The sequence below is a fragment of the Rhizobium sp. N731 genome (assembly GCF_001664145.1).
In the GTDB taxonomy this organism is placed as follows: domain Bacteria; phylum Pseudomonadota; class Alphaproteobacteria; order Rhizobiales; family Rhizobiaceae; genus Rhizobium; species Rhizobium esperanzae.
In genome coordinates, this window is the sequence record NZ_CP013601.1 from 85,285 (window position 1) to 111,382 (window position 26,098).

A 26,098-nucleotide genomic window follows, 5' to 3' on the forward strand; every position below is an offset into this window, starting at 1 on the left:
ATGGCGTGCGTCAGCGCGACGTCCTCAACGAATTGGGCGAGCCGTCATTGGCGAGCTCGGGCATCAGCTCGGCGATGTCGACCACCTTGCCGGTGCGCGAGCTCGTCAGCGCGGCGATGCCGCAGAGCACGGACATGGCGCCCGCCCGTGTGCCGGCGCGCTGGCCGAGCCTGTCTTCCATGTCGGGCTTGAAGATCATATTGCGCATCCGGTCGTCGCCGCCGTAATGGCCGCCAGTGAAATGCGGAACGACGATGCGCTCCACCGCCTCCTTCCCATTCGGGAAATTGCGAATGAGCAGGATCGTATCCTGCTTCGGCTCTTCCCAGGGCTGCGCCTCATACTGGCGGATTTCGATGCGGCCTTTCGTTCCGTTGAAGGCCAGGTGATGGCCCTCGATCGGCTGGAAGGTGTTCAGCGAATAGGAGACGTGGACGTTGTTGCGGTAGCGGATGGACACGACCATCGTGTCGGGGATGTCGATATCTTCGCGGAAGACGCAGCCGTCCCGGAAATAGCCGTCGATCTCAGAAGGATCCTCGTAAAGTGAATCGAGGAACGGATCCTTTTCGATATCGAGATAATAGTCGCATTCATGCGCGTGCGGACAGAGCTTGCAGCGAGGCCCGCGAAACGGGCCCTTGCGGCCGTAGTTCTGCAGGTCGGCAAAAGAGGTGACAGACTCCGGATCGCTGTCGAGATACCAGTTCAGCAGATCGAAATGGTGGGTGGCCTTGTGGACGAACAGGCTGCCGGAATTTTCCGTATAGGCATGCCAGCGGCGGAAATAGTCGGCGCCGTGCTTGGTGTTGAGATACCAGTGAAAATCGACCGAGGTGACCCGGCCGATCTCGCCGGCATTCAGCAGTTCCTTGATCTTGGCGGCCGTCGGCGCATAGCGGTAGTTGAAGGAGACGTCGACCCGGCGGCCGGTGCGCTTTTCGGCATCGAGAATCCGGCGAATTTTCTCGATCGAGGTGGTCATCGGCTTCTCGGTGATGACGTCGATGCCGGATTCCAGTGCCCGCACGATGATATCGTCATGTGTATGGTCAGGCGTGCAGACGATGGCGAGATCCGGCCTCTGCTCGGCAAGCATGGAATCGATGTTGTCATAGAGCGGCGCATTGCTGCCGATCATGTTGCGGGCGCGCTCGCCGCGAAGCGAGTTCTTTTCGACGATGGCTGTGAGATCGACATGTTCGCGCCAGCCGGCAAGCAGGTCCTTGCCCCACATGGTGGTGCCGCGGTTACCGGTGCCGATCAGGGCAAAACGGCGTTTCTCCATCGAATGACTCCTCTTTCATACGTGATGAAACAATTGGATTTGAAATCAGATCTGGCAGCAGTTCCGGAAGCGCTCGACGCAAGTGGCGATCACCTCATCGGCCGGACGCTTCCACCAGTTTTCGGCCGAAAAGATCTCCACTTCCTGCGCGCCGAAGAATCCGGCGGCTTCGATCATCCGTCTTATGCCCTTGAGGTCGATGACGCCATCGCCCATCATGCCGCGGTCGAGCAGCATGTCCTTCGTCGGCGCCAGCCAGTCGCAGATGTGATGGGCGAAGATACGGTTCATGCGTCCGGCGCGAGCAATCTGGTTGGCAAGATCGGGATCCCACCAGACATGGTAGACGTCGATCGCGACGCCGACATCCTCGCCGAGCGGCTCGCACATGTCGAGCGCCTGGCCGAGCGTGTTCACGCAGGCTCGGTCGGCCGCATACATCGGATGCAGCGGCTCGATCGCAAGTTTCACGCCTGATGCCTGCGCATGCGGCAGCACCGCGGCAATGCCATCGAAGACCATCTGACGGGCGGCGACGATATCCTTCGAAGCGCCCGGCAGGCCGCCGACGACGAGCACGAGGCAGTCGGCGGAAAAGGCCGCCGCCTCGTCGATCGCGCGTCGGTTGTCGTCGAGGTTTTTCTGCCAGTCGGCCTCGGTTGCCGCCGGAAAGAAACCGCCGCGGCAAAGGCCGGTCAGCTTGATGCCGTTCGACTTGACGATCCGCACCGCCTTGTCGAGACCGGCCTTGGCGACCTGGTCGCGCCAGGGCGCGATCGAGGTAATGCCGTGCTTTAAGCAGATATCGACGGCTTCCGCGAAGCCGCACTGCTCGCGGATCGTCGCCAGGTTGATCGAGAGTCCTTCGACCTTCATGTCATTCTTCTCCCGTGCGGTGTCGTGTTTCAGTTGACGCCGTGGACGGCAAGCACCTGTTTCATGCGCGCGGTTGCGAGTTCCGGATCGGCCAAAACCCGCGCCTTGTCGGCCAGCCGGAAGAGTTCGGCCAGATGCGTCAGCGAGCGGGTGCTCTGCTGGCCGCCGACCATGGTGAAATGGTCCTGCAACCCGTTGAGATAGGCGAGGAAGACGACGCCGGTCTTGTAGAAGCGGGTCGGAGCCTTGAAGATGTGGCGCGACAGCGGCACGGTCGGCTCCAGCAGGTCGAAGAATTCGTGATTGCTCTTGCGGCCGAGCGCGTCGAGTGCTGCCGAAGCCGCCGGCGCGATGGCGTCGAAAATGCCGAGCAGCGCATCGGAATGGCCCTCTTCGTCGCCGGCGATCAGTTCGGCATAGTTGAAGTCGTCGCCGGTATACATGCGCACGGATCTCGGCAGTTGCCGGCGCATCGTCACTTCCTTCTCCTTGGAAAGCAGCGAGATCTTGATGCCGTCGACCTTTGAGGCATTGGCTTCGATCACGCCAAGGCAGGTTTCCATTGCCTTGAGGTGGTCGCCATTGCCCCAGTATCCCTCAAGCGCCGGGTCGAACATTTCTCCGAGCCAGTGGATGATGACGGGTTCCTTGACCTGGCGAAGAATGCGGTCATAGACCCTGATATAGTCGTCCGGCCCCTTGGCCGCGACGGCAAGCGCCCGACTTGCCATCAGGATGATGCGGCCGCCGGCCGCCTCCACCGTTTCGATCTGCTCTTCATAGGCCTTGATGATCGTATCGACGGTCACATCGGGACCGGGCGGCAAATGGTCGGTGCCGGCGCCGCAGGCGATCAGCGCGTCCTTGCGGCCGGCCGCCTCGGCAAGCGCCCGGCGGATGAGGTCGCGCGCTTCCGGCCAGCCGAGGCCCATGCCGCGCTGCGCCGTATCCATGGCTTCGGCGACCCCGAGGCCGAGATCCCAGAGCCGATGACGGAAGGCGAGCGTCCGCTCCCAGTCGATCGCCGGCGTCAGCCAGGGGTCGTTGTCGGCGAGCGGGTCGGCGACGACATGGGCGGCGGCAAAGGCGATGCGCGGAAAGCTTTTGGCGTCGCGCTTCTTCAGTTCGATCGGCGTACCGGTCAGCGTATAGGGAACGATCTTGCCGTCGAGGGGGAGATTGATCGTTGTCACGGCTCAGAACTCCAGTGCGGGGACGTCGAGCCAGCGGCGTTCGGCCCAGGATTTCAGCCCGAGTTCGGCAAGCTGCACACCCTTGGCGCCGGCTTCCAGCCCGTAGGGCCACGGCGCATCTTCGACGACATGGCGGATGAACATTTCCCACTGCGCCTTGAAGCCGTTGTCGAAGGCCTGCGTATCGGGAACCTCGTCCCAGGTCTTGTAGAAGTCGATTGTCTGCGGCTGGTCGGGGTTCCACACCGGCTTCGGCGTGTTGACGCGGTGCTGGCTCCAGCATTTCGTCAGGCCGGCCACGGCCGAACCATGCGTGCCGTCGACCTGGAAGGTGACGAGATCGTCGCGGCGCACGCGCACCGCCCAGGAGGAATTGACCTGCGCGATCACGCCGCCTTCAAGTTCGAAGGTTGCATAGGCCGCATCGTCTGCGTCGCAATCATAGGGTTTGCCCTGCTCGTCGATGCGGCGCGGAATATGCGTGGCGCCGAGGCAGGAGACGGCCTTGACCTCGCCGAACAGATTGTCGAGCACATAGCGCCAGTGGCAGAGCATATCGAGGATGATGCCGCCGCCGTCACCCTTACGGTAGTTCCAGGAGGGGCGCTGGGCGGGCACGCCCCAATCACCCTCGAAGACCCAGTAGCCGAATTCGCCACGCACCGAGAGGATCTTGCCGAAGAAGCCGGAATCCCTCAGCAGCGCCAGCTTGCGCAGGCCGGGCAGGAACAGTTTGTCCTGCACGACGCCGTGCTTGAGGCCGGAACGCCGTGCCTTGCGGGCGAGATCGATCGCCACCTGCAGATCGTCGGAAATCGGCTTTTCGCAATAGACGTGCTTGCCGGCGTCGAGCGCCTTGGACAGTAGCTCGGCGCGCATCAGCGTCGTGCCGGCATCGAAGAAGATCATGTCGTCGGGATTGGCGAGCGCGGCATCGAGATCGGTCGACCAGCGCTTGATGTTATGCTTCTTCGCCAGCTCTTCCATCTTCGCGCCGTTGCGGCCGACGATGATCGGGTCGATCTCGAGTTTTTCGCCCGATTTCAGCGTGATGCCACCCTGGTCGCGGAAGGCCAGGATAGAGCGAACCAGGTGCTGGTTGTAACCCATGCGGCCGGTGACGCCGTGCAAAATGATCCCCAAGCGTGCCATGTTTTCCTCCCTGCAATCTTTTATGGCGGGAGCGGGCGTCCTGGCCCGGCCCTCCCAAGCCGGTAACTAAACGGTTACTTGATGGCAGAAGAGCGGCGAGGCTGTCAATAGTCAAATCCTGCTTTCGCTATTCAGCGCTTGATCGAGGCGAGGGTGACGTGGACGATATGCCTTTCCCAGGCACTGAGATTGGCCGGCTCGATCAGGTCGCGGCCGAAGATCGTCGAAAGCGTATACTGGTTGGAAAGGTAGAAATAGCCGAGCGAGGCGATCGTCAGATAGACATGCAGGGGATCGGCGGTCTCGATGAAGACGCCCTGCTTCTTGCCCCGCTCGAGCACTTGGGAAAGCTCGCCGATCAGATGCGAATGCAGTTCCTTGAGCCGGATGGACTGACGCAGCCATCGGGCACGATGCAGGTTTTCGGTGCCGAGCAGGCTCAGGAATTCCGGATGCTGGAGGAAATAACGCCAGGTGAAGAGCGCCAGTTCGCCGATGCCTTCCTCGGGGCTGCGGTCGCCGATATGCAGCGCGCGTTCCGCCGTGCGGATGCCGACATAGGCCTCTTCGAGCACCTTGAGGTAGAGCTGCTCCTTGTCGCCGAAATAGTGGTAGAGCATGCGTTTGTTGGTGCCGGCACGTTCGGCGATGGCGTCGACACGGGCTCCGCCCATGCCGTTTTCGGCGAATTCGCGGGTTGCTGCCTCGAGGATGGCGGCGCGTGTCCGCTCCGGATCGCGTTGCGCCGTCCGCTCCGTTGACGGTCGCCGGGCCGGTTTCTTTTCTCTGTTTCCCCCGCTGTCGTGCATCGCTCCACCCCTGTCTTCACGTGTTGCGCTCATAAGCCTTCGGTGCGAAATTGTAAAAACCGAATTTGGAAGGGCGGCCCGCTGGAACGGAATGCTGAGAGCATGATGTCGCCGAAAACCGCTGACGCTTTCGACATCATGCTCTGACCGACACCGCTTGACAGGCTTGCCGCTTTGCTCGTAGCTTGTAACCAATTAGTTATTTGCGCAAGCAAAACTAAATTGGAAGCGTGTGGAGGCGCTTCCCTTTGGAGGAGGAAAAAATGACTCTACGTGTTAGCAGACGTAATTTCGTTGCAGGAAGCGCAGCACTTCTGTCGCTGTCGGCGCTCGGAACCAGCGCTTTGGCACAGGAAACGCGCTTGCGTCTCCTGTGGTGGGGCTCGCAGCCGCGCGCCGACCGCACCAACAAGGTGTCGCAGCTCTATCAGACGAAGAACCCGGGCACCTCGATCACCGGCGAATTCCTTGGCTGGGGCGATTACTGGCCGCGTCTGGCGACCCAGGTCGCCGGCCGCAACGCGCCCGACGTCATTCAGATGGACTATCGCTATATTGTTCAATACGCCCGGCGCGGCGCGCTCGCGCCGCTTGAATCCTATATGCCGGCCAAGCTCAATCTCGACGATTTCGACAAGGCGCAGATCGAAGGCGGCAGCGTCGACGGCCATCTCTATGGCGTCAGCCTGGGCGCCAATTCGGCTGCAACGGTGCTGAATACAACGGCCTTCAAAGAGGCGGGCGTCGATCTGCCGACGCAGGCGACCACCTGGGATGAATTCGCCCGAATGGGTGCGGAAATCACGAAGGCGGGCAAGCGCAAGGGCATGTTCGGCCTCGCCGACGGCAGCGGCGGTGAACCGCTGTTCGAAAACTGGCTGCGCCAGCGCGGCAAGGCGCTCTATACCGCCGACGGCAAGATCGGTTTCGGTGTGGACGACGCATCGGAATGGTACGATATGTGGGCCAAGTTCCGTGCGGCCGGCGCCTGCGTCCCTGCCGATATCCAAGCTCTCGACAAGAACGATATCGAAACCAACACGGTGTCGCTCGGCAAGGCTGCCGCCGGTTTTGCCCATTCCAACCAGTTCGTCGCCTATCAGGCCATGAACAAGGACAAGCTGGCGCTCACCAACTACATGCGCATCAAGCCGGACTCGAAGGGCGGCCATTATCGCAAGCCTTCGATGTTCTTCTCGGTCTCGGCGCAGTCGAAGTCGATCGATCAGGCGGTTGATTACATCAACTTCTTCGTCAAGAACCCCGAGGCTGTGCTGCTCCTGGATGTCGAGCGCGGCATTCCGGAATCGGCTGCCATGCGCGAGGTCGTCGCGGCGAAGCTCGACGACAACGGCAAGGTTGCCTTGGCCTATGTCAGCGGCCTTGGCGATCTCGCCGGCAAATTGCCGCCGCCGCCGCCGGCAGGCGCCGGCGAAGGCGAGTTGATGCTGCGCAACATTGCCGAACAGGTCGGTTTCGGACAACTCTCTCCCTCCGACGGCGGCAAGCAGCTTGTCACCGAAATTACGCAGATTCTCGCACGAGGCTGATGCCGTATGAGCAATGCGATGCGCACGCCCGCAGGGGCCATATCAGTGGAAAGATATCAGGGGGCCGTGGCCGAAGGACGCTTCCGGCGTCTTTGGAATGCCAATGCTCCCGGCTATCTCTTCCTCCTTCCGTGGCTCATCGGCTTTTTCGGGCTGACGCTCGGGCCGGCCCTGATTTCGCTTTACCTGTCCTTCACCGACTTCGACATGCTGCAGTCGCCGCGGTGGGTGGGAGTTGCGAATTACGTGCGCATCGCCACGGCGGATCCGAAATTTTCCGCCGCAATGCACGTCACCCTGACCTATGTCGTCTTCTCGGTGCCGTTCAAACTGACCTTTGCCTTGCTGGTCGCAATGGCACTGAACCGCGGCCTGCGCGGTCTGCCCATCTACCGTGCCATCTTCTATCTGCCGTCGCTGCTTGGCGGCAGCGTTGCCATCGCCGTTCTCTGGCGCCAGCTCTTCGCCAGCGACGGCCTCGTCAACGCCGCACTGGCCCAGATCGGCATCGAGGGGCCAAGCTGGATCTCGCATCCGAATTATTCGATCTATACACTGGTGGCGCTGTCCGTCTGGCAGTTCGGTTCGCCGATGATCATCTTTCTCGCCGGCCTGCGCCAGATCCCGCAGGATATGTATGAGGCGGCAAGCCTCGACGGCGCCTCGAAATTCCGGCAGTTCTACAAGATCACGCTGCCGCTGCTGACGCCGGTGATCTTCTTCAACGCCGTCGTCCAGACGATCGAAGCCTTCAAGGCCTTCACGCCCGCCTTCATCATATCGGGCGGCACCGGCGGTCCGATCAACTCGACGCTGTTCTATACGCTCTACCTCTATCAGGAAGCCTTCGGCAATTTCCGCATGGGCTACGCTTCGGCGCTCGCCTGGATCCTGGTGGTGATCATCGCCATCTTCACCGCCTTCTCCTTCCTAAGCTCGCGTTATTGGGTGCACTACGATGACTGAGATGACCGCTTCCGTCACTGCGGCCAGGCCGCCATCGGATATCACCAAACGCAGCCTGCCCGGGTCGCTCATTGTCCACGCCCTGCTGATCGCCGCTTCGCTTCTCATGGTCTATCCGCTGTTGTGGATGGTTTCGGCATCGGTCAGGCCGGAAACCGAGATATTCTCGTCGACCTCGCTCATTCCGTCGTCGATCGATTTTTCCTCTTATGCCCGCGGGTGGGTCGGCCTCGACGTCAGCTTCGGCCGGTTCTTCTGGAATTCGCTCGTCATCTCGCTGCTGGTCGTGACAGGCAATGTCATCGCTTGCTCGCTGACGGCCTTCGCCTTTGCGCGGCTGCGTTTTGCCGGCCGGAACTTCTGGTTCGCGATCATGCTCGGCACGCTGATGATCCCCTATCACGTGACGCTGATCCCGCAATATGTGCTCTTCCTCAATCTTGGCTGGGTCAACACCATCCTGCCGCTCGTCGTGCCGAAGTTCCTGGCTAGCGACGCCTTCTTCATCTTTCTGATGGTGCAGTTCTTCCGCGGCATCCCGCGCGAACTCGACGAGGCGGCGATGATGGACGGCTGCAGCGCCTGGCGGATCTATTGGAAGATCATGCTGCCGCTGTCGCTACCGGTGCTGGCAACGGCCGCCATTTTTTCTTTCATCTGGACCTGGGACGATTTCTTCGGACCTCTGATCTACCTGAACGACATGAACACCTACACGATCCAGCTCGGTCTGCGCACCTTCGTGGATTCCACCAGCGCCTCAGATTGGGGCGGCTTGTTCGCCATGTCGACCCTGACGCTGGTGCCGGTGTTCTTCTTCTTCCTGTTCTTCCAGCGCCTGCTGATCGAGGGCATCGCCACGACCGGCATGAAACGCTGATGGCAGCAATGGAAAAGAGTGACATGAGCATCAAGACCGTCGCGATCGTCGGCTGCGGCATCGGCCGTTCGCATATCGTCGAAGGCTATCTGCCGCATTCCGACAAGTTCAAGGTGACGGCGATCTGCGATCTGAACGAAGAACGCCTGGCGGTCGTCGGCGACGAGTTCGGTATCGAACGCCGCACCACCTCTTTCGAGGCGCTGCTGGCCGACGAAACGATCGACATCATCGATATCTGCACCCCTCCCGGCATTCATCTGGAGCAGGTGGTCGCCGCTCTCGGTGCCGGCAAGCATGTCGTCTGCGAAAAGCCGCTGACGGGCTCCCTTGCCGGGGTCGATACGATCATGGAAGCGGAAAAGAACGCCAAAGGCGTGCTGATGCCGATCTTCCAGTACCGCTACGGCGACGGCATCCAGAAGGCCAAACGGATCATCGATGCCGGCATTGCCGGCAAGCCCTATACGGCTTCCGTCGAAACCTTCTGGCTGCGCAAGCCCGAATATTACGCCGTGCCCTGGCGGGGCAAATGGGCGACCGAACTCGGCGGTGTGCTCGTCACCCATGCCCTGCATCTGCACGACATGCTGATGCACCTGATGGGCCCGGCCGCAAGGGTCTTCGGCCGCGTCGCCACCCGCGTCAACGATATCGAAGTGGAGGATTGCGCCTCCGCCAGCCTGCTGATGGAAAGCGGTGCCTTCGTCTCGCTGTCCTGCACCCTCGGTTCGCAGGAGCAGATCAGCCGGCTGAGACTGCATTTCGAAAACGTCACCTTCGAAAGCACGCACGAACCCTATACGCCGGGCAAGGATCCCTGGAAGATCATCGCCGCCAATGACGACGTTCAGGAAAAGATCGATCGCGTGGTCGGCGACTGGCAGCCCGTTGCGCCGCGCTTCACCACCCAGATGAGTCAGTTCCACGCCTTCCTCAGCGGCACTGGACCCCTGCCGGTGACCACGAAGGATGCGCGCCGCGCGCTCGAACTCGTCACCGCCATCTACCAGTCTTCCGACAGCGGCGCCGAAGTGCCGCTGCCGGTCGGTCCCGACAGTCCCAAATACGCCGATTGGCGCGCAAGAACCAAGTAACCTGTAAAAGAGAGGGGTTTTGAGACGATGGCAACCAGTGTCGTTCTTCAGAAGGTCGAGAAGCGCTACGGCGCAATGGATGTGATCCATGGCATCGACCTGACGATCGATCCCGGCGAATTCGTCGTTTTCGTCGGCCCCTCGGGCTGCGGTAAATCCACGCTTCTGCGGATGATCGCCGGCCTCGAGGAGATTTCGGGCGGCGCGCTGCTGCTCGACAGCGAGCGCATGAACGAGGTGGCGCCGGCCAAGCGCGGCATCGCCATGGTCTTCCAGTCCTACGCGCTCTATCCCCATATGTCCGTTTACAAGAACCTCGCCTTCGGCCTGGAGACGGCCGGTTACAAGAAGGCCGATATCCAGCCGAAGGTGAAACGCGCCGCCGAGATCCTGCAGATAGAAAAGCTCCTTGAGCGTAAGCCGAAGGCGCTCTCCGGCGGCCAACGCCAGCGTGTCGCGATCGGCCGCGCCATCGTGCGCGAGCCACGTATCTTCCTGTTCGACGAACCGCTGTCGAACCTCGATGCCGAACTGCGAGTGCAGATGCGGGTCGAGATTTCCCGCCTGCACCGGCAGCTCGGCAACACCATGATCTACGTCACTCATGACCAGGTCGAAGCCATGACGATGGCCGACAAGATCGTCGTCTTGAATTCGGGCCGAATCGAGCAGGTTGGTGCGCCGCTCGATCTCTACAACAATCCCGCCAACCGCTTCGTTGCCGGCTTCATCGGCAGTCCGAAGATGAATTTCCTGAAGGCGCGTATCGAACAGGTCGGCGAGGCCGAAACCAGCATTCATGTCTGCGGCAACTCCGTCCGCCTGCCGCGCCGGCTGAAAGGCGAAGCCGGTCAGGAGGTCACCTTCGGCATTCGCCCCGAACATCTTTCGCTTACAGAGGGCGCCATCACGCTCTCGACGGTCAATGTCGATCTCGTCGAAAATCTTGGCGGCGCCACCATGCTCTACACCACGACGCCGGATGGGCAGCTCTTGACGATCGCCCTTGACGGCCAGCAGAAGGTCGAGCGGGGCGCCAATGTGAAGACTTTCTTCGATCCCGCCCGCTGCCACGTATTCGACGCCGCCGGTAAAACGATCTGACTCTTGCGCTCCCGCGAGTCCAGAAGGACGCGTAGCGCTGCCGCCGCTGCTTGACAGCCGATCCTGCTCTGTCCCATCATTTCGGAAGGGGCCGCAAGGAGGGGTGAGCATGACGCCTGAGGATAGGATTCATGCGCTTGGCATCTGGCAGGGCTCAATCGAAATATCGCCGATCGCGGGCGGCATCACCAACAGGAACTATCTGGTCAGCGATGCCGTCGCGCGTTGCGTGGTGAGATTGGGCACCGACATTCCGATCCATCACATCAGCCGCCAGAACGAGCTTGCCGCCAGCCGCGCCGCACATGCCGCCGGCCTGTCGCCGGCCGTCATCCACCATTCGCCTGGCGTGCTGGTGCTCGAATATATCGAGGCGAGGGCACTTGTGCCGGAAGATATCAGGGCGCCTGACATGCTTGCCAGGGTGGTGCCGCTGATGCGTGCCTGTCACCACGACATCGCCCGGCATTTCCGCGGCCCGGCGATGATCTTCTGGGTCTTCCACGTCATCCGCGATTATGCCGCCAGCCTGAGGGCGGCGGGCAGCGCCCACCTTCCCTTGCTTGCGAAACTCCTCGCCAGGGCCGAGACGCTGGAAGAAGCGGCAGGGCCCTTCGACATCGCCTTCGGCCACAACGACTTGCTGGCAGCCAATTTTCTCGATGACGGCAAGCGGCTTTGGCTGATCGACTGGGATTATGCGGGCTTCAACACGCCGCTTTTCGATCTCGGTGGATTGGCCTCCAACAACGAACTGCCGGAAGCAGCCGAGCGGATGATGCTGGAAATCTATTTCGGCCGGCCGCCAACCGATGAACTCATCAGACGCTACGCTGCGATGAAATGCGCCTCGCTGCTGCGCGAGACGCTCTGGAGCATGATTTCGGAAATCCATTCCACGATCGATTTCGACTATGCCGCCTATACGGCAGAGAATCTCGCTCGTTTCGAGCGCGCCTATCAAGCCTTTGAACGGGATCAATAAATGACGAGACAATTACCGAAGACGGCAAAGGCCGTGGTCATCGGCGGCGGCATCATCGGCTGTTCGACAGCCTATCATCTCGGCAAGCTCGGCTGGACCGATACCGTTCTCTTGGAACGCAAGAAGCTGACCTCCGGCACCACCTTTCATGCCGCCGGCCTTGTCGGCCAGCTGCGCACAAGCGCCAACATCACCCAGCTGCTCGGTTACTCGGTCGATCTCTACAAGCGGCTGGAAGAGGAAACCGGCCTTGGCACCGGCTGGAAGATGAACGGCGGCCTGCGGCTTGCCTGCAACGAGGAGCGCTGGACGGAAGTGAAGCGCCAGGCGACCACCGCCCAGTCCTTCGGCCTCGACATGCAGTTGCTGACGCCGCAGGAAGCCTTCGATCTCTGGCCGCTGATGACGATTGACGATCTGGTCGGCGCCGCCTTCCTTCCCACAGACGGTCAGGCCAACCCTTCCGACATCACCCAGGCGCTCGCCAAAGGCGCCCGCATATCAGGCGTTTCGATCTTCGAGGATACCGAAGTCCTCGACCTCGAAATCGACAAGGGGAAGATTCGCGCCGTCATCACCGCAGAGGGGCGCATCGAATGCGAGCGGGTCGTCGTCTGCGCCGGCCAATGGACCCGCGCCTTTGCAGCCCGCCTGGGTGTCAACGTGCCGCTGGTCTCGGTCGAACATCAATATATCATCACCGAATCTTTCGGCGTGCCTTCCAACCTGCCGACGCTGCGCGATCCCGATCGTCTGACCTATTACAAGGAGGAGGTCGGCGGCATCGTCATGGGCGGCTACGAACCGAACCCGATCGCCTGGGCGGAGAAAGGCATTCCCGAGGATTTCCACTACACGCTGCTGGACAGCAATTTCGAGCATTTCGAGCAGATCATGGAACAGGCGCTCGGCCGCGTTCCGGCGCTGGAGAATGTCGGCGTCAAGCAGCTCTTGAACGGCCCGGAAAGCTTCACGCCCGACGGTAATTTCATTCTTGGCGAGGCGCCGGAACTCAAGAACTTTTTCGTCGGCGCCGGCTTCAACGCCTTCGGCATCGCGTCTGCCGGCGGCGCCGGCATGGCGCTTGCCGAATGGGTGACGAAGGGCGAGCCGCCCTATGATCTCTGGCCGGTCGACATCCGCCGTTTCGGACGCCCGCATTTCGATACCGACTGGGTGCGCACCCGCACGCTGGAAGCCTATGGCAAACACTACACGCTGGCCTTCCCCTTCGAGGAATATGCGAACGGCCGCCCTTGCCGCAAATCGCCGCTTTACGATCGGCTGAAGGCGCAGGGTGCCTGTTTCGGTGAAAAACTCGGCTGGGAGCGGCCGAACTGGTTTGCCGATCTCTTCGCCAATGAGGAGCCGAGGGATGTCTATAGCTACAAGAGGCAGAACTGGTTCGAGGCCGTCGGTCGGGAGCACAGGGCAGTGCGCGAGGGGGCGGTCATCTTCGACCAAACCTCGTTCGCCAAATTCGTGTTGAAGGGCAGCGATGCCGAGGCGACGCTCTCCTGGATCGCCGCCAACGATGTCGCCAAGCCTGTGGGATCGCTCATCTATACACAGATGCTGAACGACAGGGGTGGCATCGAGTGCGACCTGACGGTCGCCCGGATCGCCGAGAACGAATATTACATCGTCACCGGCACGGGCTTCGCCACGCACGACTTCGATTGGATCGCGCGCAATATTCCGGCCGAGATGCATGCCGAACTGGTCGACGTCACCTCTGCCTATTCCGTTCTGTCGCTGATGGGGCCGAATGCGCGCGCCGTGCTGGAAAAAGTGACCGGCAGCGATGTTTCGAACGCGGCCTTTCCCTTCGGCCAGGTCAGAACGATCGGCATATCGGGCTGCCCGGTGCGGGCGCTGCGCATCACTTATGTCGGCGAACTCGGCTACGAACTGCATGTGCCCGTCGAATATGCCACCACCGTCTATGACGTGCTGATGGCATCAGGCGGCGAATTCGGCCTCGTCAACGCCGGCTACCGCGCCATCGAAAGCTGCCGCCTGGAAAAGGGCTATCGCGCCTGGGGCTCCGATATCGGCCCCGATCACACGCCTGTCGAAGCCGGCCTCGGCTGGGCGGTGAAGACCCGCAAGAACATTCCCTTCCGCGGCCGCGAAGCAATCGAGCGGCAGCTCAAGGAAGGTGTGAAGAAGCGCCTCGCCTGCTTCGTTCCCGATGATCCCGATACCGTGCTGCTCGGCCGCGAAACCATCTATCGCGACGGCAAACGTGTCGGCTGGCTATCGAGCGGCGGCTTCGGTTATACGCTTGGGAAGGCGATCGGCTACGGCTATGTTCGCAATGCCGGGGGCGTCACGGAGGATTTCATCCTCTCCGGCAGCTATGAGCTGGACGTCGCCAGGGAACGCATTCCCTGCAAGGTGTCGCTGGCGCCGCTCTACGATCCTGGTATGGCGCGTGTGAAGGCGTGATGGGGTGAATTCCCTGTGCGCTCGAGCACTCCGAGGGTACGCATGACGAGAGGCCACGCCGTGACAGCCCCCCTCTGCCCTGCCGGGCATCTCCCCCACAGGTGGGGAGATTGGCTGGGCTCACTGGCTTCCCCAAACAACTTGCGTCAAAGCCCGGCGCAACGATAGACGGTGCCGAAGGTTTGGCCAGTTGTGATCTCCCCACCTGTGGGGGAGATGCCCGGCAGGGCAGAGGGGGGCTGTCACGGCGTGGCCTCGCTGTCGGAAAACCTCAAAACAGCGGCAGCCGATCGTCCTGGATCAGGATTTCCAGCTTGTCCGACACATCCTGCGACCAGGCCCGGTGTTCCGTCAAAGCCTTCGGGAAAAGTCCGGGAAGAGTGAACAGCGCCGCCGAGATCCCCGGACCGGTGCGCGGGATATCGGCAATCAGCGCGGCGATCTCAGCAGCCCGGGGATCGCGCAGCTCATAGCGCTCGCCATTACCACGCTCGCCGATCGCATAGCGCATCCAGGCCGCCACGGCGATCGCGTAGGTCTCCGCCCGGTCGCCAAGGGCAAGCGCCTCGCATGCCGGCTCCAGCAGCCGTTGCGGCAGTTTCTGCGTGCCGTCCATGGCGATCTGATAGGTGCGGTGGGCGATCGCCTTGTTTGCAAAGCGTGCTATCAATTCATTGGCATAATCATCGAGATCGATACCCGGCACTGCGTCGAGGGTGCGTGCCGCCGCATGCATGTGGCGATAGGCCAGCGCCGCTAGACCCACGTCATCCATGACGTCGCGGATGAATTCATAGCCGCCGATATAACCGAGATAGGCAAGCAGCGAATGGGCGCCGTTCAGCATCCTGAGCTTCATTTTTTCGTAGGCCGAAACTTCCTCGACCATCAGCGCGCCGCGTACCTTTTCCCAAGCCGGACGGCCATTGGCGAAATGGTCTTCGATGACCCATTGCGTAAAGGGCTCCGTCTCGATCGCCGCCATGTCGGTGCGGCCCGTCAGCCGCTCGGCATCGACATAGGTCGCGTCGGTGCTGGCGGGCGTGATTCGGTCGACCATCGTCGACGGGAAGGGCACGTTCGCTTCGATCCAGCGATGCAGCTCGGCATCGATGCGCGAAGTGAATTCGAGCACGAGGCGCTTCAGCACGGCGCCGTTGCTCGGCAGGTTGTCGCAGCTGAGTGGGGTGAAGGGCGCTATGCCCTTCTGCCGGCGGCGCGCGAGGCCTTCGACGAGATAGCCGATGACGCCGCGCGGCGCACGTCGGTTGGCGAGGTCGGCGACGATATCCGGATGTTTGAGGTCGAGGCCGCCCGTTGCGGGATCGAAACCATAGGCCTTTTCCGTCACCGTCATGCTGACGATGCGGATGGCAGGGTCCTCGAGCCGCGCCAGCAGCCCGGCCGGATCGCGCGGTGCCACATGCGCCTTCAGGATCGAGCCGATCACTTCGGCCGTCGTGCCTGACGTGTCGCGGATCAGCACCGTATAGAGCCCGTTCTGGGCGGAGAGATTGTCCGCGACATCGGGCGTGCGCAGGCTCGCCACCTCGATGCCCCAGTCGCCGCCAGCGGCTGCGAGCGCGCCATCCGTGAAGGGTGCGAAATGGGCGCGGAAGAAGGCACCCGGGCCGAGATGCAGGATGCCGGCCTTCAGCGCATTCCTGTTATAGGCGGGAAGCTTCGCCGTCGGCGCAAGGCCGGTCACGTTCTGCAGTCTGTCGCTCACAGCTTGTAGGCCTTCTTCGCATTGTCATAGGAGAGTTCGCGCGCCACGATCTCGGCATCCTGCCCGGAAATCCGGTGCTCGGCGACGAGCCCAGCGAGGAAGCGGCAGACTTCACGGCGCCAGACGTCGTGGCGGGCCGGGATCGACAGCAGCGCGCGCGTGTCGTCATTGAAACCCGCCATATTGGCGAAACCGGCCGTCTCGACGACTTGGTCGAGATAGCGGCGGATGCCAAGCGGGCTGTCATGGAACCACCAGGGCGGGCCCACCATCAGGCAGGCCCAATGGCCGGCCATCGGCGCCAGCTCCCGGGCATAGGTCGTCTCGTCGAGCGTGAAAAGCAGGATGCGCAGGCCCGGCGCATGTCCATATTTGGAAAGCAGCGCATTCAGGCCGCCGACCCAGTCCGTGCGTGTCGGGATATCGGCGCCCATATTGGGACCGCGGGTGGCAAAGAGCCCGCTGTCGGTATTGCGTCGCGAGCCGGCATGGATCTGCATCACCATGCCGTCCTCGGCCGATAGACCGGCCATCTCGGTCATCATCTGGCCGCGGAAAAGCTCGGCATCAACAGCCGAAAGCCGGCCCTTCAATGCCTTGTCGAGCAACGCCTGTTTTTCCCCAAGCGGCAGATCAGCGGTGAAGGCTGTCGGCACCCCGTGATCGGTCGCAGTGGCGCCGAACTGGCGGAAATAGGCGCGCCGGCGCCGATGAGCCTCGATCAGGCCGTCCCAGTTCGTGACGTCGGCGCCGGTGATCTCTCCGAACTTGAGGAGATTGTCGCGGAAGCCGACGGCATCAGGATCGGTGACGCTGTCCGGCCGGTAGGTGGTGCGCACCTTGCCGATCCAGCCCTCTGCCGCCATCTTCTGGTGATGGACAAGCGGGTCGAGCGCACCTTCGGTCGTCGCGATCGTTTCGATGCCGAATCGCTGATGCAGCGCCCGCGGGCAGAATTCGGGACGGGCGAGCTGGGCATTGATGTGATCGTAGAGCGCATCGGCATTATCCGCCGTCAGCGGCTCGGTGCAGCCGAGCACGGCCGACATGGCGTGATCGACCCAGAGGCTCGAAGGCGTTCCGCGGAAGAGATGGTAATGCCTGGCAAAGGTCCGCCAGATCGCCCGCCCCTCAGCCACCGGCTTGCCGTCGAGCCTGGGAACACCGAGCTCGTCCAAGGTGACGCCGACGCTGTGCAGCATGCGGAAGAGATAGTGATCGGGAATGACCAGCAGCGAAGCCGCGTCTTCAAAGGGCTTATCGTCGGCGAACCAGGACGGTTCGGTGTGCCCGTGCGGGCTGACGATCGGAAGATTGCGCACCGTCTCGTAGAGGTCTCGCGCGATGGTCCGTGTCGCCGGGTCGGCCGGAAAGAGCCGGTCCGGATGAAGAAAGCCGTTGCCTGCATCCATCAGTATTCCTCCCTGATGGATTAGGGCCTACCCCACTACATCGGGCACGGCAAGGTCTTTTAGTAACCAAACGGTTCAGTTTTGCGCATGGCCGCGCCGGGGGTCGAAAACATTGACGCGGCGGTCTATTTCGGCTTTGGAAAAACCATCTGTTCTGCCGGTGTCGGCAAAGGAGGATCGATGTCCGACGAGACCAACCGCATCACCCGGCTGGAGGAAATGCTGGCGCATCAGGCAAAGACGATCGAGGAGCTTTCCGATCAGCTCGCCGAACAATGGAAGATCGTGGAGCAGATGCGCACCAAGCTTGATCGGTTGACAGAACGCTTCCTGTCGCTGGAGGAGCAGTCGCTGGAAGCCCCGGCCATCACCCGTCCGCCGCATTATTAAAAGCACGCGGCGCAATGCCGCGTGCTTGTCCTGTTAGGGGCGACGGATCAGACGCCGCCGATGCAGAGATATTTCATTTCCAGGTAATCGTCGGCGCCATGGCGCGAACCCTCGCGGCCGAGGCCGGATTGCTTGATGCCGCCGAAAGGCGCCGTCTCGGACGACATAAGGCCGGTATTGATGCCGATCATGCCATATTCCAGCGCTTCCGCCACCCGCCAGACCTTCTTCAGATCGCCGGCATAGAAATAGGCGGCAAGGCCGAATTCGGTGTCGTTGGCCTCAGCGATGACGTCCTCGGCCGTCTCGAAGCGGAAGAGCGGCGCCACCGGCCCAAAGGTTTCCTCGCGCGCCACCGTCATGCCGCGCGTCACGCCGGTTAGCACTGTCGGCGCAAAGAAGGTGCCGGCGCCGTCGATGCGTTTGCCGCCGGTGAGAACCTTGGCGCCCTTGGCCAGCGCGTCGCCGACATGGTCCTCCACCTTGGCAAGACCCTGCTCGTCGATCAGCGGCCCGATCTCGACACCGGGCTTGAACCCATCGCCGACCGACATCTCGGCGACTTTGGCGGCAAGCTTCGCGGCGAAAGCGTCATAGACACTCGATTGGATGTAGAGGCGGTTGGCGCAAACGCAGGTCTGGCCCGCATTGCGGTATTTGGAGGCGATCGCGCCCTCGACGGCGGCGTCGAGATCGGCATCATCGAAGACGATGAACGGCGCGTTGCCGCCGAGCTCCAGGCTCACCTTCTTGATCTGGTCGGCGCACTGCCGCATCAGGATACGGCCGACCTCGGTCGAGCCGGTGAAGCTGATCTTGCGCACTTTTTCATTGCTGCAGAGCTCGCGGCCGATCGCCGGGCCATCGAGCCCGACGATGAGATTGAAGACGCCGGCGGGAATGCCGGCCTGTTCGGCGAGCACGGCAAGGGCAATCGCCGTCAGCGGCGTCTGCTCGGCCGGCTTCGACACGACAGCGCAGCCGACGGCAAGCGCCGGCGCGATCTTTCGGGCAATCATCGCCGCCGGGAAATTCCACGGCGTGATTGTGCCGACGACGCCGACCGGCTGCTTGATAACGATCATGCGCTTGTCCTGGGACGGCGCCGGGATCGTCTCGCCGTAAATGCGCTTTGCCTCTTCCGCATACCATTCGATATAGGCCGCGGCATAAAGGATCTCACCGCGCGCTTCCGGGAAGGGCTTGCCCATCTCGGCGGTCAGGATCGCCGCGAGCGCATCGGCATTGGCGACGATCAGGTCGAACCATTTGCGCAGGATCTGGCTGCGTTCCTTGGCCGGGCGGGCAGCCCAGGCCGGCTGGGCGGCATAGGCCGCATCGATCGCCGCCCGCGTTTCGGCTGCGCCCATATCGGGCAGCGACGCGAGCAGCTCGCCGGTAGCCGGGTTCAGCACGTCGAAGGTCTTTGCGGCATCGCCCGATGTCCAGACACCGTTGATATAGCCGGCATCGCGCAGAAGGGGCGAGGAAAAGGCAACATGCCTGGTCAGAGCGGTGGTGAAAGCCATGTCATATCTCCTTGGGAGCGGCTGCCGATCGCCGGCGCCATTGAAATCCGGGTTCGATCGGCGCTAGCTGGCGGCACTCGCCTCCAGCATCGAGGTTTCGAGAATGTCGAGCGCCTCGCCGAAGACCTCGTCCTGGATGGTGATCGGCGCGAGGAAGCGGATGACGTTTCCATGGACGCCGCAGGTGAGCAGGATCAGCCCCTTGTCGAGCGCTGTCAGCCGCACCTTGTTGGCGAAATCAGCACTCGGCAATCCCGTCGTCCGGTCATTGAATTCGACGGCGTTCATGAAGCCCGGCCCGCGGATATCGGTGATCTCCGGTACGCTCTCGCGCAGCGATTCCAGCCGCTGCTTGAGCCGCCCGCCGAGCAGGTTGGCGCGGTTGCAGAGATCCTCCTCCTTGATGACGTCGAGGACGGCATGGGCAGCGGCGATACCGAGCGGATTGCCGCCATAGGTGCCGCCGAGCCCGCCCGGCCCCGGCGCGTCCATGATTTCGGCGCGGCCGGTGACGGCAGCGAGCGGAAAGCCACCGGCAAGGCTCTTCGCCATCGTCGTCAGATCGGCCGCCACTTCGTGGTGGTCCATCGCGAACATCCTGCCGGTGCGGGCAAAACCGGTCTGCACCTCATCGGCGATCAGCAGGATGCCATGCTGGTCGCAAAGTTCGCGCAGGGCCTTCATGAAGGCTGCGGGCGCCGGATAGAAGCCGCCTTCGCCCTGTACCGGCTCGAGAATGATGGCCGCGACGCGCTGCGGATCGACATCGGCGGCGAAGAGTTTCTTCAGCGCCGCAAGCGACTGATCGACGGAGACGCCATGCAGTTCGACAGGGAAGGGAACATGGAAGACGTCGCCCGGCATCGCGCCGAAGCCGACCTTGTAGGGCACGACCTTGCCGGTCAGCGCCATGCCCATGAATGTGCGGCCGTGGAAGCCGCCGCCGAAGGCGATGACGGCCGAGCGGCCGGTGGCGGCGCGCGCGATCTTGACGGCGTTTTCGACCGCTTCGGCACCTGTCGTGACGAAGATGGTCTTCTTCTCGAAGTCGCCGGGCACCAGCGCATTCAGCCGTTCGGCGAGATGCACGTAGCTCTCGTAGGGCACCACCTGATGGCAGGTGTGGGTGAAGCGGTCGAGTTGATCCTTGACCGCAGCAATGACCCTGGGATGGCGGTGACCGGTGTTGAGCACGGCGATGCCGGCGGCGAAATCGATATAGCGGCGGCCCTCCTTGTCCCAGATTTCGGCATTCTCTGCGCGGTCCGCATAAATCTGGGTGGTCATGCCGACACCGCGTGAAATCGCGGCGTTCTTCCGGTCGGTAAGGCTTGTCGCGGTCATCGATCTGTTCCCATGTTGAAGGTTTTGGAATTATCTTGCATAATTTCTGTAATGAGAAATTCCTACATTTTTTCTGCAAGAAAACAAGCGGCATTTTTTGCTTCAAACATCACGCGATTTGATGAATGCTCGCGCAACGAGAATCGGGGTATTGGCTGATGAGTGACAACGGGCCTGTGCGCTACAAGGTGGCGGAGGCCGCGCGGTTGGCGGGCGTCTCCGCCTCGACGCTGCGCCTCTGGGAAAGCCAGGGTCTGGTCGTTCCCGGCCGCTCCGGAACCGGCCATCGCCAATACAGCGCCGACGACGTGGCGCGGCTGAAGCGCGTCTCGTGGTACCGGGTCGAGCGCGGTCTCAATCCGGCGGCCATTCGCGAGGCGCTGGAGAGCGAGGAACCTTCCGCCGACGGTGCCGAAACCGGCCAGAGTTCCGGCCTCGGCCGGAAACTGCGGAGCCTCCGCCACGCCGCAGGCAAGACCCTCGATCAGGTGGCGAGCGATATCGGCATCACCGCTTCGACGCTCTCGACGCTGGAGCGCACCTCGCAAGGCGTCGGTTTCAAGACGCTGCACGACCTCGCCGAATATTACGCCACCACCGTCTCCCGCCTCTCCGGCGAGGAAAACGAGGAGGTGCCGGCAGTGATACGCGCCGGCGAGTGGCGCACCTGGCCGGAAACAACCCCCGGGGTTACGGTGCAGCTGCTTGCCGAAGGCCGCAGGATGATGGATTGCCATCGTTTCGTGCTGGCGCCGGGCGCTGCCAGCGAGGGCGCCTATCGCCACGAAGGCGAGGAATTCATGCATGTCCTGTCCGGCCGGCTGGAACTGGTGCTCGACAGCGATCAGTTCTTCGATCTCGGCCCGGGCGATTCACTGTATTTCGAAAGCCGCCGCTACCATTCCTGGCGTAACCGCCACGATGGCGAAACCGTGCTTTTATGGATCAACACGCCGCCGACATTCTGAACCGGCCGCAGCAGGAAGCAGTTTCGCAATGTGTGCCTTTGCGCTATAGCGCGAGTGGAGAATATCCGAACGAAAGACAGTCTCATGGCCGCCACCATCCGTTATCACGAAGGCGATATTTCCGCGGCCGACGCGGCCCGCTACACCGGCGCGATCGCGATCGATACCGAGACGCTGGGCCTGGTGCCGCGGCGGGATCGTCTCTGCGTCGTCCAGCTTTCTCCCGGTGACGGCACCGCCGACATCATCCGCATCGCCGCCGGCCAGAAAGAGGCACCCAATCTCGTCGCTCTTCTCGAAGATCCCACGCACCAGAAGATCTTTCATTACGGCCGCTTCGATATCGCCGTGCTCTTCCATACCTTCGGCGTCACGACCAACCCGGTGTTCTGCACCAAGATCGCCTCGCGCCTCTGCCGCACCTATACCGATCGCCACGGCCTCAAGGACAATCTCAAGGAGATGCTCGACGTCGATGTCTCCAAGGCGCAGCAATCTTCCGATTGGGCGGCCGAGACGCTGTCGCCGGCCCAGCTCGAATATGCCGCTTCCGACGTACTTTATCTGCACGCGCTTCGCGACAAGCTGACGGCCCGCCTGATCCGCGACGGCCGATTCGACCATGCCACGGCCTGCTTTGCATTCCTGCCGACCCGCGCCAAGCTCGATCTTCTCGGCTGGGAAGAGGCCGACATCTTCGCTCACAGTTGAGCGAATTGCCGTCAGTCTTCACTGTCTGCAGCCACGCATGGACTGATCCGCGGGCGTTAGCGATTCGTTAATCTCTGTTTCTTAATATTCGATTTAATTTTTATGCATTCGATGGCGCCGCTTGCGTCATGCGGACGGGAGGATCTGCTCGGAATGCAAGGGACCGGATGAGCGCGGTCCTTTCATAGAGCCTGCTTTCATCGTCACTTTACGAAAGGGCATGCCATGCTGACCCCCGTTCGTGCAGCGTCCAATGCAAGCTTTTCGTCTCAAGGCCAGACTGCAGCGATCGTTGCCGGCGGTCTTGATCGTTCGGTGATTGCCCCCGCGCCCGTCAACGCGGTCGAAGCCGCCGACCTGAATTCGGCCATTGCCGGCAAACTCAATATTCTGCTCCTTGCGGCGCGCGAGCGCATGGTCGAAGCCCTTTTCGATGTCATCGATGCGGCTGGCCGCTCGATCTCGCTCGATCGCGGCGAGGACGAGAGCAACTCCGCCTTCGCCTCTCGGCTCGCCGATGCCATCCGCGGGCTGCCGGCCGCCAAGATCGATGAGGTCGAACGCCAGCTGAGTACGCAGGGGCACAGTCTGCCGCTTCGGACGATCGCCGAAGCCTTGAAGAATCCGACGGGGCCTGAGGCGGCGCGTATCGTCGCCTATCTGGAAATCGTGCGCTACAAGGACCGCGATCTCGCCGCGCGCGCCGTCGTCCGATCCTATGGTCAGAACGATGCTTCGCCGATGCGCGCCGAAGCGCGGCCCGAGATCCAGCTGCATGAAGACAGTCTGCCCGCCGCGATCCGTCAGCCGGTGGAAAAGCGAACTGAACCAGCCGGCAAATTGATCGAGACCGCCCTGCGTGCGACAAGCGCGGAAGCGCTCACCGCCGAAGCCGTTGACCCCGAAATTTCGCAGTCTGAAAACCGGATTCGCTCCGCTTCGGTGACAAAAGCAGAGGTTGCCCCGAAGGTCGAAGCCCGGCAATCGGCGCCGGCAGAGCAGCACGCGGTTGACGACACGGCCGAGGTGACGGAGCCGCCGGTCATTCAGTCTCGCGCAACGTCGGAAAAAGCCGATCCCGTCATTCCCCGGAACTGGACGGGAATCGTCACCTCCATGACCGAAGAGGTCTCCGAGATGATCGTCACCATCATCCGCGAGCAGGACCTTGAAAACGTGCTGGAGGATGGTGCTGTCGAGGCGGCGGTGGCGATCGACGCCATTCTCGACGAGGTCGTCATCAGCGAAGCGAAGGAGACGTTGACGAGACAGCCGGCAGACCTCGCCGCCGATGCTCGACAATCCGCAGCGCCCCACCCGTCGCAGATGGAAACCGGGGCCACGGCTGCGGCCGCCCAGCCGAAAGAAATCGCCGCACAGCCGCAACCGGTGCCGCTTCCCGAGATGGCCGAGGCCTCCTATGTGTCGCTCGCGGCCAAGCTGCCCGAGGGCTTTGCCTATGCCCAGCTGCCTTATCAATTCGCCAAGGATACGCCGTCGAACGAGAAGGCGGGTGAAACGAGCCACCAGCATCACCATCAACAGGACGGTGCGCCGCAGGACGAGCAGCAGGCGCAATCCGGCGGCGAGGATGCCGAGCCGGATGCCGAAGGGGCGGAAGCGGCACCCGAGCTGAGGACGCCGAGGATGATCGACACCGAGCCCTCGGCGTATCGGCCCGACACGGCGGCCGATCCGGTCTACGCGCTCTATCAGCGCATGGTCGGCTGGGAATAGCGGTTTTCGTTACCTGAAAATAAAAACCCGCCGGATCGCTCCGGCGGGTTCTTCAATTCGAAAGCGGATGCGAGGCTTATTCGCCGCCGCGGTTCTTCAGGGCTGCGCCCAGGATGTCGCCGAGCGAAGCGCCCGAGTCGGACGAACCGAACTGAGCGACGGCTTCCTTCTCTTCCGCAATCTCCAGAGCCTTGATGGACAGCATGATCTTGCGGTCCTTCTTGGAGAAGTTGGTGACGCGGGCGTCGACGACCTGGCCGACCGAGAAGCGCTCAGGACGCTGCTCGTCGCGGTCGCGGGCGAGATCGGCGCGACGGATGAAGGAAGTGATGTCCTCGTGGTTGACGAGCTTCACTTCGATACCGCCATCGTTGATGGCGATGACTTCGCAGGAAACAACGGCGTTCTTGCGCAGGTCGCCGGAGGCAGCGGCTTCGCCGACAGCATCCTTGCCGAGCTGCTTGATGCCGAGCGAGATGCGTTCCTTCTCGACATCGACGTCGAGAACGACGGCCTTGACGACGTCACCCTTGTTGTACTCCTCGATGACCTGTTCGCCCGGACGGTTCCAGTCGAGGTCGGAGAGGTGCACCATGCCGTCGACATCGCCGTCGAGGCCGATGAACAGGCCGAATTCGGTCTTGTTCTTGACTTCGCCTTCGACTTCAGTGCCGGCCGGATGGCTGCGGGCGAATGCTGCCCACGGGTTTTCCAGCGTCTGCTTGAGGCCGAGCGAGATACGGCGCTTGGACGGATCGACTTCGAGAACGACGACTTCGACTTCCTGGCTCGTGGACAGGATCTTGCCGGGGTGAACGTTCTTCTTGGTCCAGGACATTTCCGAGATGTGGATCAGGCCTTCGATGCCCGGCTCCAGCTCGACGAATGCACCGTAGTCGGTGATGTTGGTGACGGTACCGGAAATCTTCTTGCCTTCCGGATACTTGGCCTGGATGCCATCCCACGGATCGGACTCGAGCTGCTTCATGCCGAGCGAGATGCGGTGGGTTTCCTGGTTGATGCGGATGATCTGAACCTTGACCTGCTGGCCGATGTTCAGGATTTCCGACGGATGGTTCACACGGCGCCATGCCATGTCGGTGACATGCAGCAGGCCGTCGATGCCGCCGAGGTCGACGAACGCACCGTAATCGGTGATGTTCTTGACGACGCCGTCAACAACCTGGCCTTCTTCGAGGTTCTGAACGATTTCAGAACGCTGCTCGGCACGGGACTCTTCCAGAACCGTACGGCGGGATACCACGATGTTGCCGCGGCGCTTGTCCATCTTGAGGATTTCGAAGGGCTGCGGGTTGTGCATCAGCGGCGTTACGTCGCGGATCGGGCGGATATCGACCTGCGAACGCGGCAGGAAGGCGATCGCACCGTCGAGGTCGACCGTGAAGCCGCCCTTGACCTGGTTGAAGATCACGCCTTCGACGCGCTCGCCGGCTTCGAACTTGGCTTCGAGCTTGATCCAGCTTTCTTCGCGGCGAGCCTTCTCGCGCGACAGAACGGCTTCACCAAGCGCGTTTTCGATGCGCTCGACATAGACTTCGACTTCGTCGCCGACCTTCAGCGAACCGTCCTTGGCGCGTGCGCCGAATTCCTTGAGCGCAATGCGGCCTTCGACCTTGAGGCCGACGTCGACAACGGCGACATCCTTTTCGATGCCCGTGACGATACCCTTGGTGACATAGCCTTCAGCCAGATCGTTCTTGGCAAAGGACTCTTCGAGAAGGGCCGCGAAATCCTCGCGAGAGGGAGTTGCTACTGACATAAAATCTCCTGCGTGGCCTACGATAGCTTCAAGGCCCACGTATGCGCCGGTTGGTTCGTGTTGAATGGGCCTGAACCCAGTCCGCCTTCTTTCACGAAGGCAATCCGGCGCTTGGACGGAATTTCAGGCTGCATTAAAGCGATCCAT

At 62.1% G+C, this 26,098-nt stretch carries 21 protein-coding genes; 11 read left to right on the forward strand and 10 right to left on the reverse strand.

What is annotated here, in order from left to right; all coding sequences use genetic code 11:
• Positions 1 to 10: 10 nt before the first annotated feature.
• The 5 genes from AMK02_RS00400 to AMK02_RS00420 form a co-directional block, all read right to left on the reverse strand.
• Complete coding sequence (locus AMK02_RS00400; protein ID WP_064800185.1) at positions 11 to 1,288, reverse strand: Gfo/Idh/MocA family protein; 1,278 nt, start codon at positions 1,286 to 1,288, stop codon at positions 11 to 13.
• Between the two features lie 45 nt (positions 1,289 to 1,333).
• Complete coding sequence (locus AMK02_RS00405; RefSeq protein ID WP_064800186.1) at positions 1,334 to 2,164, reverse strand: sugar phosphate isomerase/epimerase family protein; 831 nt, start codon at positions 2,162 to 2,164, stop codon at positions 1,334 to 1,336.
• Between the two features lie 29 nt (positions 2,165 to 2,193).
• On the reverse strand, positions 2,194 to 3,357 hold the full coding sequence (locus AMK02_RS00410) for a dihydrodipicolinate synthase family protein (RefSeq protein WP_064800187.1): 1,164 nt from the start codon (positions 3,355 to 3,357) through the stop codon (positions 2,194 to 2,196).
• A 3-nt stretch (positions 3,358 to 3,360) separates the two neighbouring features.
• Positions 3,361 to 4,509, reverse strand: coding sequence for a Gfo/Idh/MocA family protein (locus AMK02_RS00415; RefSeq protein ID WP_064800188.1), 1,149 nt, complete (start codon positions 4,507 to 4,509; stop codon positions 3,361 to 3,363).
• 131 nt (positions 4,510 to 4,640) lie between these two features.
• The gene (locus tag AMK02_RS00420) at positions 4,641 to 5,318 is read right to left on the reverse strand and encodes a TetR/AcrR family transcriptional regulator (RefSeq protein WP_064800189.1); all 678 of its coding nucleotides are present in this window, start codon (positions 5,316 to 5,318) and stop codon (positions 4,641 to 4,643) included.
• Between the two features lie 263 nt (positions 5,319 to 5,581).
• On the opposite strand from AMK02_RS00420, the gene AMK02_RS00425 reads away from it, so the two are divergent.
• The 7 genes from AMK02_RS00425 to AMK02_RS00455 all read left to right on the forward strand — a co-directional run bounded on the left by AMK02_RS00425 (position 5,582) and on the right by AMK02_RS00455 (position 14,351).
• Positions 5,582 to 6,868 carry an ABC transporter substrate-binding protein gene (locus AMK02_RS00425; RefSeq protein ID WP_064800190.1) on the forward strand — a complete coding sequence of 429 codons (1,287 nt, stop codon included), beginning with the start codon at positions 5,582 to 5,584 and terminating at the stop codon, positions 6,866 to 6,868.
• Between the two features lie 6 nt (positions 6,869 to 6,874).
• Positions 6,875 to 7,834, forward strand: coding sequence for a carbohydrate ABC transporter permease (locus AMK02_RS00430; RefSeq protein WP_064800191.1), 960 nt, complete (start codon positions 6,875 to 6,877; stop codon positions 7,832 to 7,834).
• Positions 7,827 to 8,714 carry a carbohydrate ABC transporter permease gene (locus AMK02_RS00435; RefSeq protein ID WP_088396864.1) on the forward strand — a complete coding sequence of 296 codons (888 nt, stop codon included), beginning with the start codon at positions 7,827 to 7,829 and terminating at the stop codon, positions 8,712 to 8,714. The genes AMK02_RS00430 and AMK02_RS00435 overlap by 8 nt, the downstream gene beginning before the upstream one ends.
• Positions 8,714 to 9,811 carry a Gfo/Idh/MocA family protein gene (locus tag AMK02_RS00440; RefSeq protein WP_189636989.1) on the forward strand — a complete coding sequence of 366 codons (1,098 nt, stop codon included), beginning with the start codon at positions 8,714 to 8,716 and terminating at the stop codon, positions 9,809 to 9,811. Before AMK02_RS00435 ends, AMK02_RS00440 begins: the two co-directional genes overlap by 1 nt.
• A gap of 27 nt (positions 9,812 to 9,838) precedes the next feature.
• On the forward strand, positions 9,839 to 10,915 hold the full coding sequence (locus AMK02_RS00445) for an ABC transporter ATP-binding protein (RefSeq protein ID WP_064800194.1): 1,077 nt from the start codon (positions 9,839 to 9,841) through the stop codon (positions 10,913 to 10,915).
• Between the two features lie 109 nt (positions 10,916 to 11,024).
• The gene (locus tag AMK02_RS00450; protein WP_064800195.1) at positions 11,025 to 11,900 is read left to right on the forward strand and encodes a phosphotransferase; all 876 of its coding nucleotides are present in this window, start codon (positions 11,025 to 11,027) and stop codon (positions 11,898 to 11,900) included.
• On the forward strand, positions 11,901 to 14,351 hold the full coding sequence (locus AMK02_RS00455) for a GcvT family protein (protein ID WP_064800196.1): 2,451 nt from the start codon (positions 11,901 to 11,903) through the stop codon (positions 14,349 to 14,351). It begins immediately after the preceding gene.
• 271 nt (positions 14,352 to 14,622) lie between these two features.
• Here the strand turns inward: AMK02_RS00455 and AMK02_RS00460 are convergent, their stop codons facing one another.
• Both AMK02_RS00460 and uxaC read right to left on the reverse strand, forming a co-directional pair.
• Entirely contained in the window at positions 14,623 to 16,080 is a 1,458-nt protein-coding gene (locus AMK02_RS00460) for a mannitol dehydrogenase family protein (RefSeq protein WP_064800197.1), read from the reverse strand.
• On the reverse strand, positions 16,077 to 17,492 hold the full coding sequence (gene uxaC, locus AMK02_RS00465) for a glucuronate isomerase (protein WP_064800198.1): 1,416 nt from the start codon (positions 17,490 to 17,492) through the stop codon (positions 16,077 to 16,079). Before uxaC ends, AMK02_RS00460 begins: the two co-directional genes overlap by 4 nt.
• Positions 17,493 to 17,672: 180 nt before the next feature.
• Between uxaC and AMK02_RS00470 the strand changes: the two genes are divergently transcribed.
• A complete protein-coding gene (locus AMK02_RS00470; protein ID WP_064805813.1) occupies positions 17,673 to 17,882 on the forward strand; it encodes a SlyX family protein in 210 nt (69 codons plus the stop codon).
• A 47-nt stretch (positions 17,883 to 17,929) separates the two neighbouring features.
• On the opposite strand, the gene AMK02_RS00475 is transcribed toward AMK02_RS00470, so the two are convergent.
• A complete protein-coding gene (locus AMK02_RS00475; RefSeq protein ID WP_064800199.1) occupies positions 17,930 to 19,411 on the reverse strand; it encodes an NAD-dependent succinate-semialdehyde dehydrogenase in 1,482 nt (493 codons plus the stop codon).
• Positions 19,412 to 19,474: 63 nt separating this feature from the next.
• On the reverse strand, positions 19,475 to 20,755 hold the full coding sequence (locus tag AMK02_RS00480; RefSeq protein ID WP_064800200.1) for a 4-aminobutyrate--2-oxoglutarate transaminase: 1,281 nt from the start codon (positions 20,753 to 20,755) through the stop codon (positions 19,475 to 19,477).
• Between the two features lie 158 nt (positions 20,756 to 20,913).
• Between AMK02_RS00480 and AMK02_RS00485 the strand changes: the two genes are divergently transcribed.
• The 3 genes from AMK02_RS00485 to AMK02_RS00495 all read left to right on the forward strand — a co-directional run bounded on the left by AMK02_RS00485 (position 20,914) and on the right by AMK02_RS00495 (position 24,171).
• Positions 20,914 to 21,723 carry a MerR family transcriptional regulator gene (locus AMK02_RS00485; RefSeq protein ID WP_064800201.1) on the forward strand — a complete coding sequence of 270 codons (810 nt, stop codon included), beginning with the start codon at positions 20,914 to 20,916 and terminating at the stop codon, positions 21,721 to 21,723.
• A gap of 84 nt (positions 21,724 to 21,807) precedes the next feature.
• Entirely contained in the window at positions 21,808 to 22,434 is a 627-nt protein-coding gene (locus AMK02_RS00490) for a ribonuclease D (RefSeq protein WP_064800202.1), read from the forward strand.
• A 225-nt stretch (positions 22,435 to 22,659) separates the two neighbouring features.
• Complete coding sequence (locus AMK02_RS00495) at positions 22,660 to 24,171, forward strand: hypothetical protein (RefSeq protein ID WP_064800203.1); 1,512 nt, start codon at positions 22,660 to 22,662, stop codon at positions 24,169 to 24,171.
• Positions 24,172 to 24,247: 76 nt separating this feature from the next.
• Here AMK02_RS00495 and rpsA read toward each other — a convergent pair whose 3' ends face one another.
• Positions 24,248 to 25,951, reverse strand: coding sequence for a 30S ribosomal protein S1 (gene rpsA / locus AMK02_RS00500; RefSeq protein ID WP_064800204.1), 1,704 nt, complete (start codon positions 25,949 to 25,951; stop codon positions 24,248 to 24,250).
• Between the last annotated feature and the right edge of the window lie 147 nt (positions 25,952 to 26,098).

Bases quoted from the DNA above. Each gene is read 5' to 3' on its own strand.
- AMK02_RS00400 (WP_064800185.1), bottom strand. From the start codon at position 1,288: ATGGAGAAACGCCGTTTTGCCCTGATCGGCACCGGTAACCGCGGCACC.
- AMK02_RS00405 (WP_064800186.1), bottom strand. From the start codon at position 2,164: ATGAAGGTCGAAGGACTCTCGATCAACCTGGCGACGATCCGCGAGCAG.
- AMK02_RS00415 (WP_064800188.1), bottom strand. From the start codon at position 4,509: ATGGCACGCTTGGGGATCATTTTGCACGGCGTCACCGGCCGCATGGGT.
- AMK02_RS00420 (WP_064800189.1), bottom strand. From the start codon at position 5,318: ATGCACGACAGCGGGGGAAACAGAGAAAAGAAACCGGCCCGGCGACCG.
- AMK02_RS00425 (WP_064800190.1), top strand. From the start codon at position 5,582: ATGACTCTACGTGTTAGCAGACGTAATTTCGTTGCAGGAAGCGCAGCA.
- AMK02_RS00430 (WP_064800191.1), top strand. From the start codon at position 6,875: ATGAGCAATGCGATGCGCACGCCCGCAGGGGCCATATCAGTGGAAAGA.
- AMK02_RS00435 (WP_088396864.1), top strand. From the start codon at position 7,827: ATGACTGAGATGACCGCTTCCGTCACTGCGGCCAGGCCGCCATCGGAT.
- AMK02_RS00440 (WP_189636989.1), top strand. From the start codon at position 8,714: ATGGCAGCAATGGAAAAGAGTGACATGAGCATCAAGACCGTCGCGATC.
- AMK02_RS00445 (WP_064800194.1), top strand. From the start codon at position 9,839: ATGGCAACCAGTGTCGTTCTTCAGAAGGTCGAGAAGCGCTACGGCGCA.
- AMK02_RS00450 (WP_064800195.1), top strand. From the start codon at position 11,025: ATGACGCCTGAGGATAGGATTCATGCGCTTGGCATCTGGCAGGGCTCA.
- AMK02_RS00455 (WP_064800196.1), top strand. From the start codon at position 11,901: ATGACGAGACAATTACCGAAGACGGCAAAGGCCGTGGTCATCGGCGGC.
- uxaC (WP_064800198.1), bottom strand. From the start codon at position 17,492: ATGGATGCAGGCAACGGCTTTCTTCATCCGGACCGGCTCTTTCCGGCC.
- AMK02_RS00470 (WP_064805813.1), top strand. From the start codon at position 17,673: ATGTCCGACGAGACCAACCGCATCACCCGGCTGGAGGAAATGCTGGCG.
- AMK02_RS00475 (WP_064800199.1), bottom strand. From the start codon at position 19,411: ATGGCTTTCACCACCGCTCTGACCAGGCATGTTGCCTTTTCCTCGCCC.
- AMK02_RS00480 (WP_064800200.1), bottom strand. From the start codon at position 20,755: ATGACCGCGACAAGCCTTACCGACCGGAAGAACGCCGCGATTTCACGC.
- AMK02_RS00485 (WP_064800201.1), top strand. From the start codon at position 20,914: ATGAGTGACAACGGGCCTGTGCGCTACAAGGTGGCGGAGGCCGCGCGG.
- AMK02_RS00490 (WP_064800202.1), top strand. From the start codon at position 21,808: ATGGCCGCCACCATCCGTTATCACGAAGGCGATATTTCCGCGGCCGAC.
- AMK02_RS00495 (WP_064800203.1), top strand. From the start codon at position 22,660: ATGCTGACCCCCGTTCGTGCAGCGTCCAATGCAAGCTTTTCGTCTCAA.
- rpsA (WP_064800204.1), bottom strand. From the start codon at position 25,951: ATGTCAGTAGCAACTCCCTCTCGCGAGGATTTCGCGGCCCTTCTCGAA.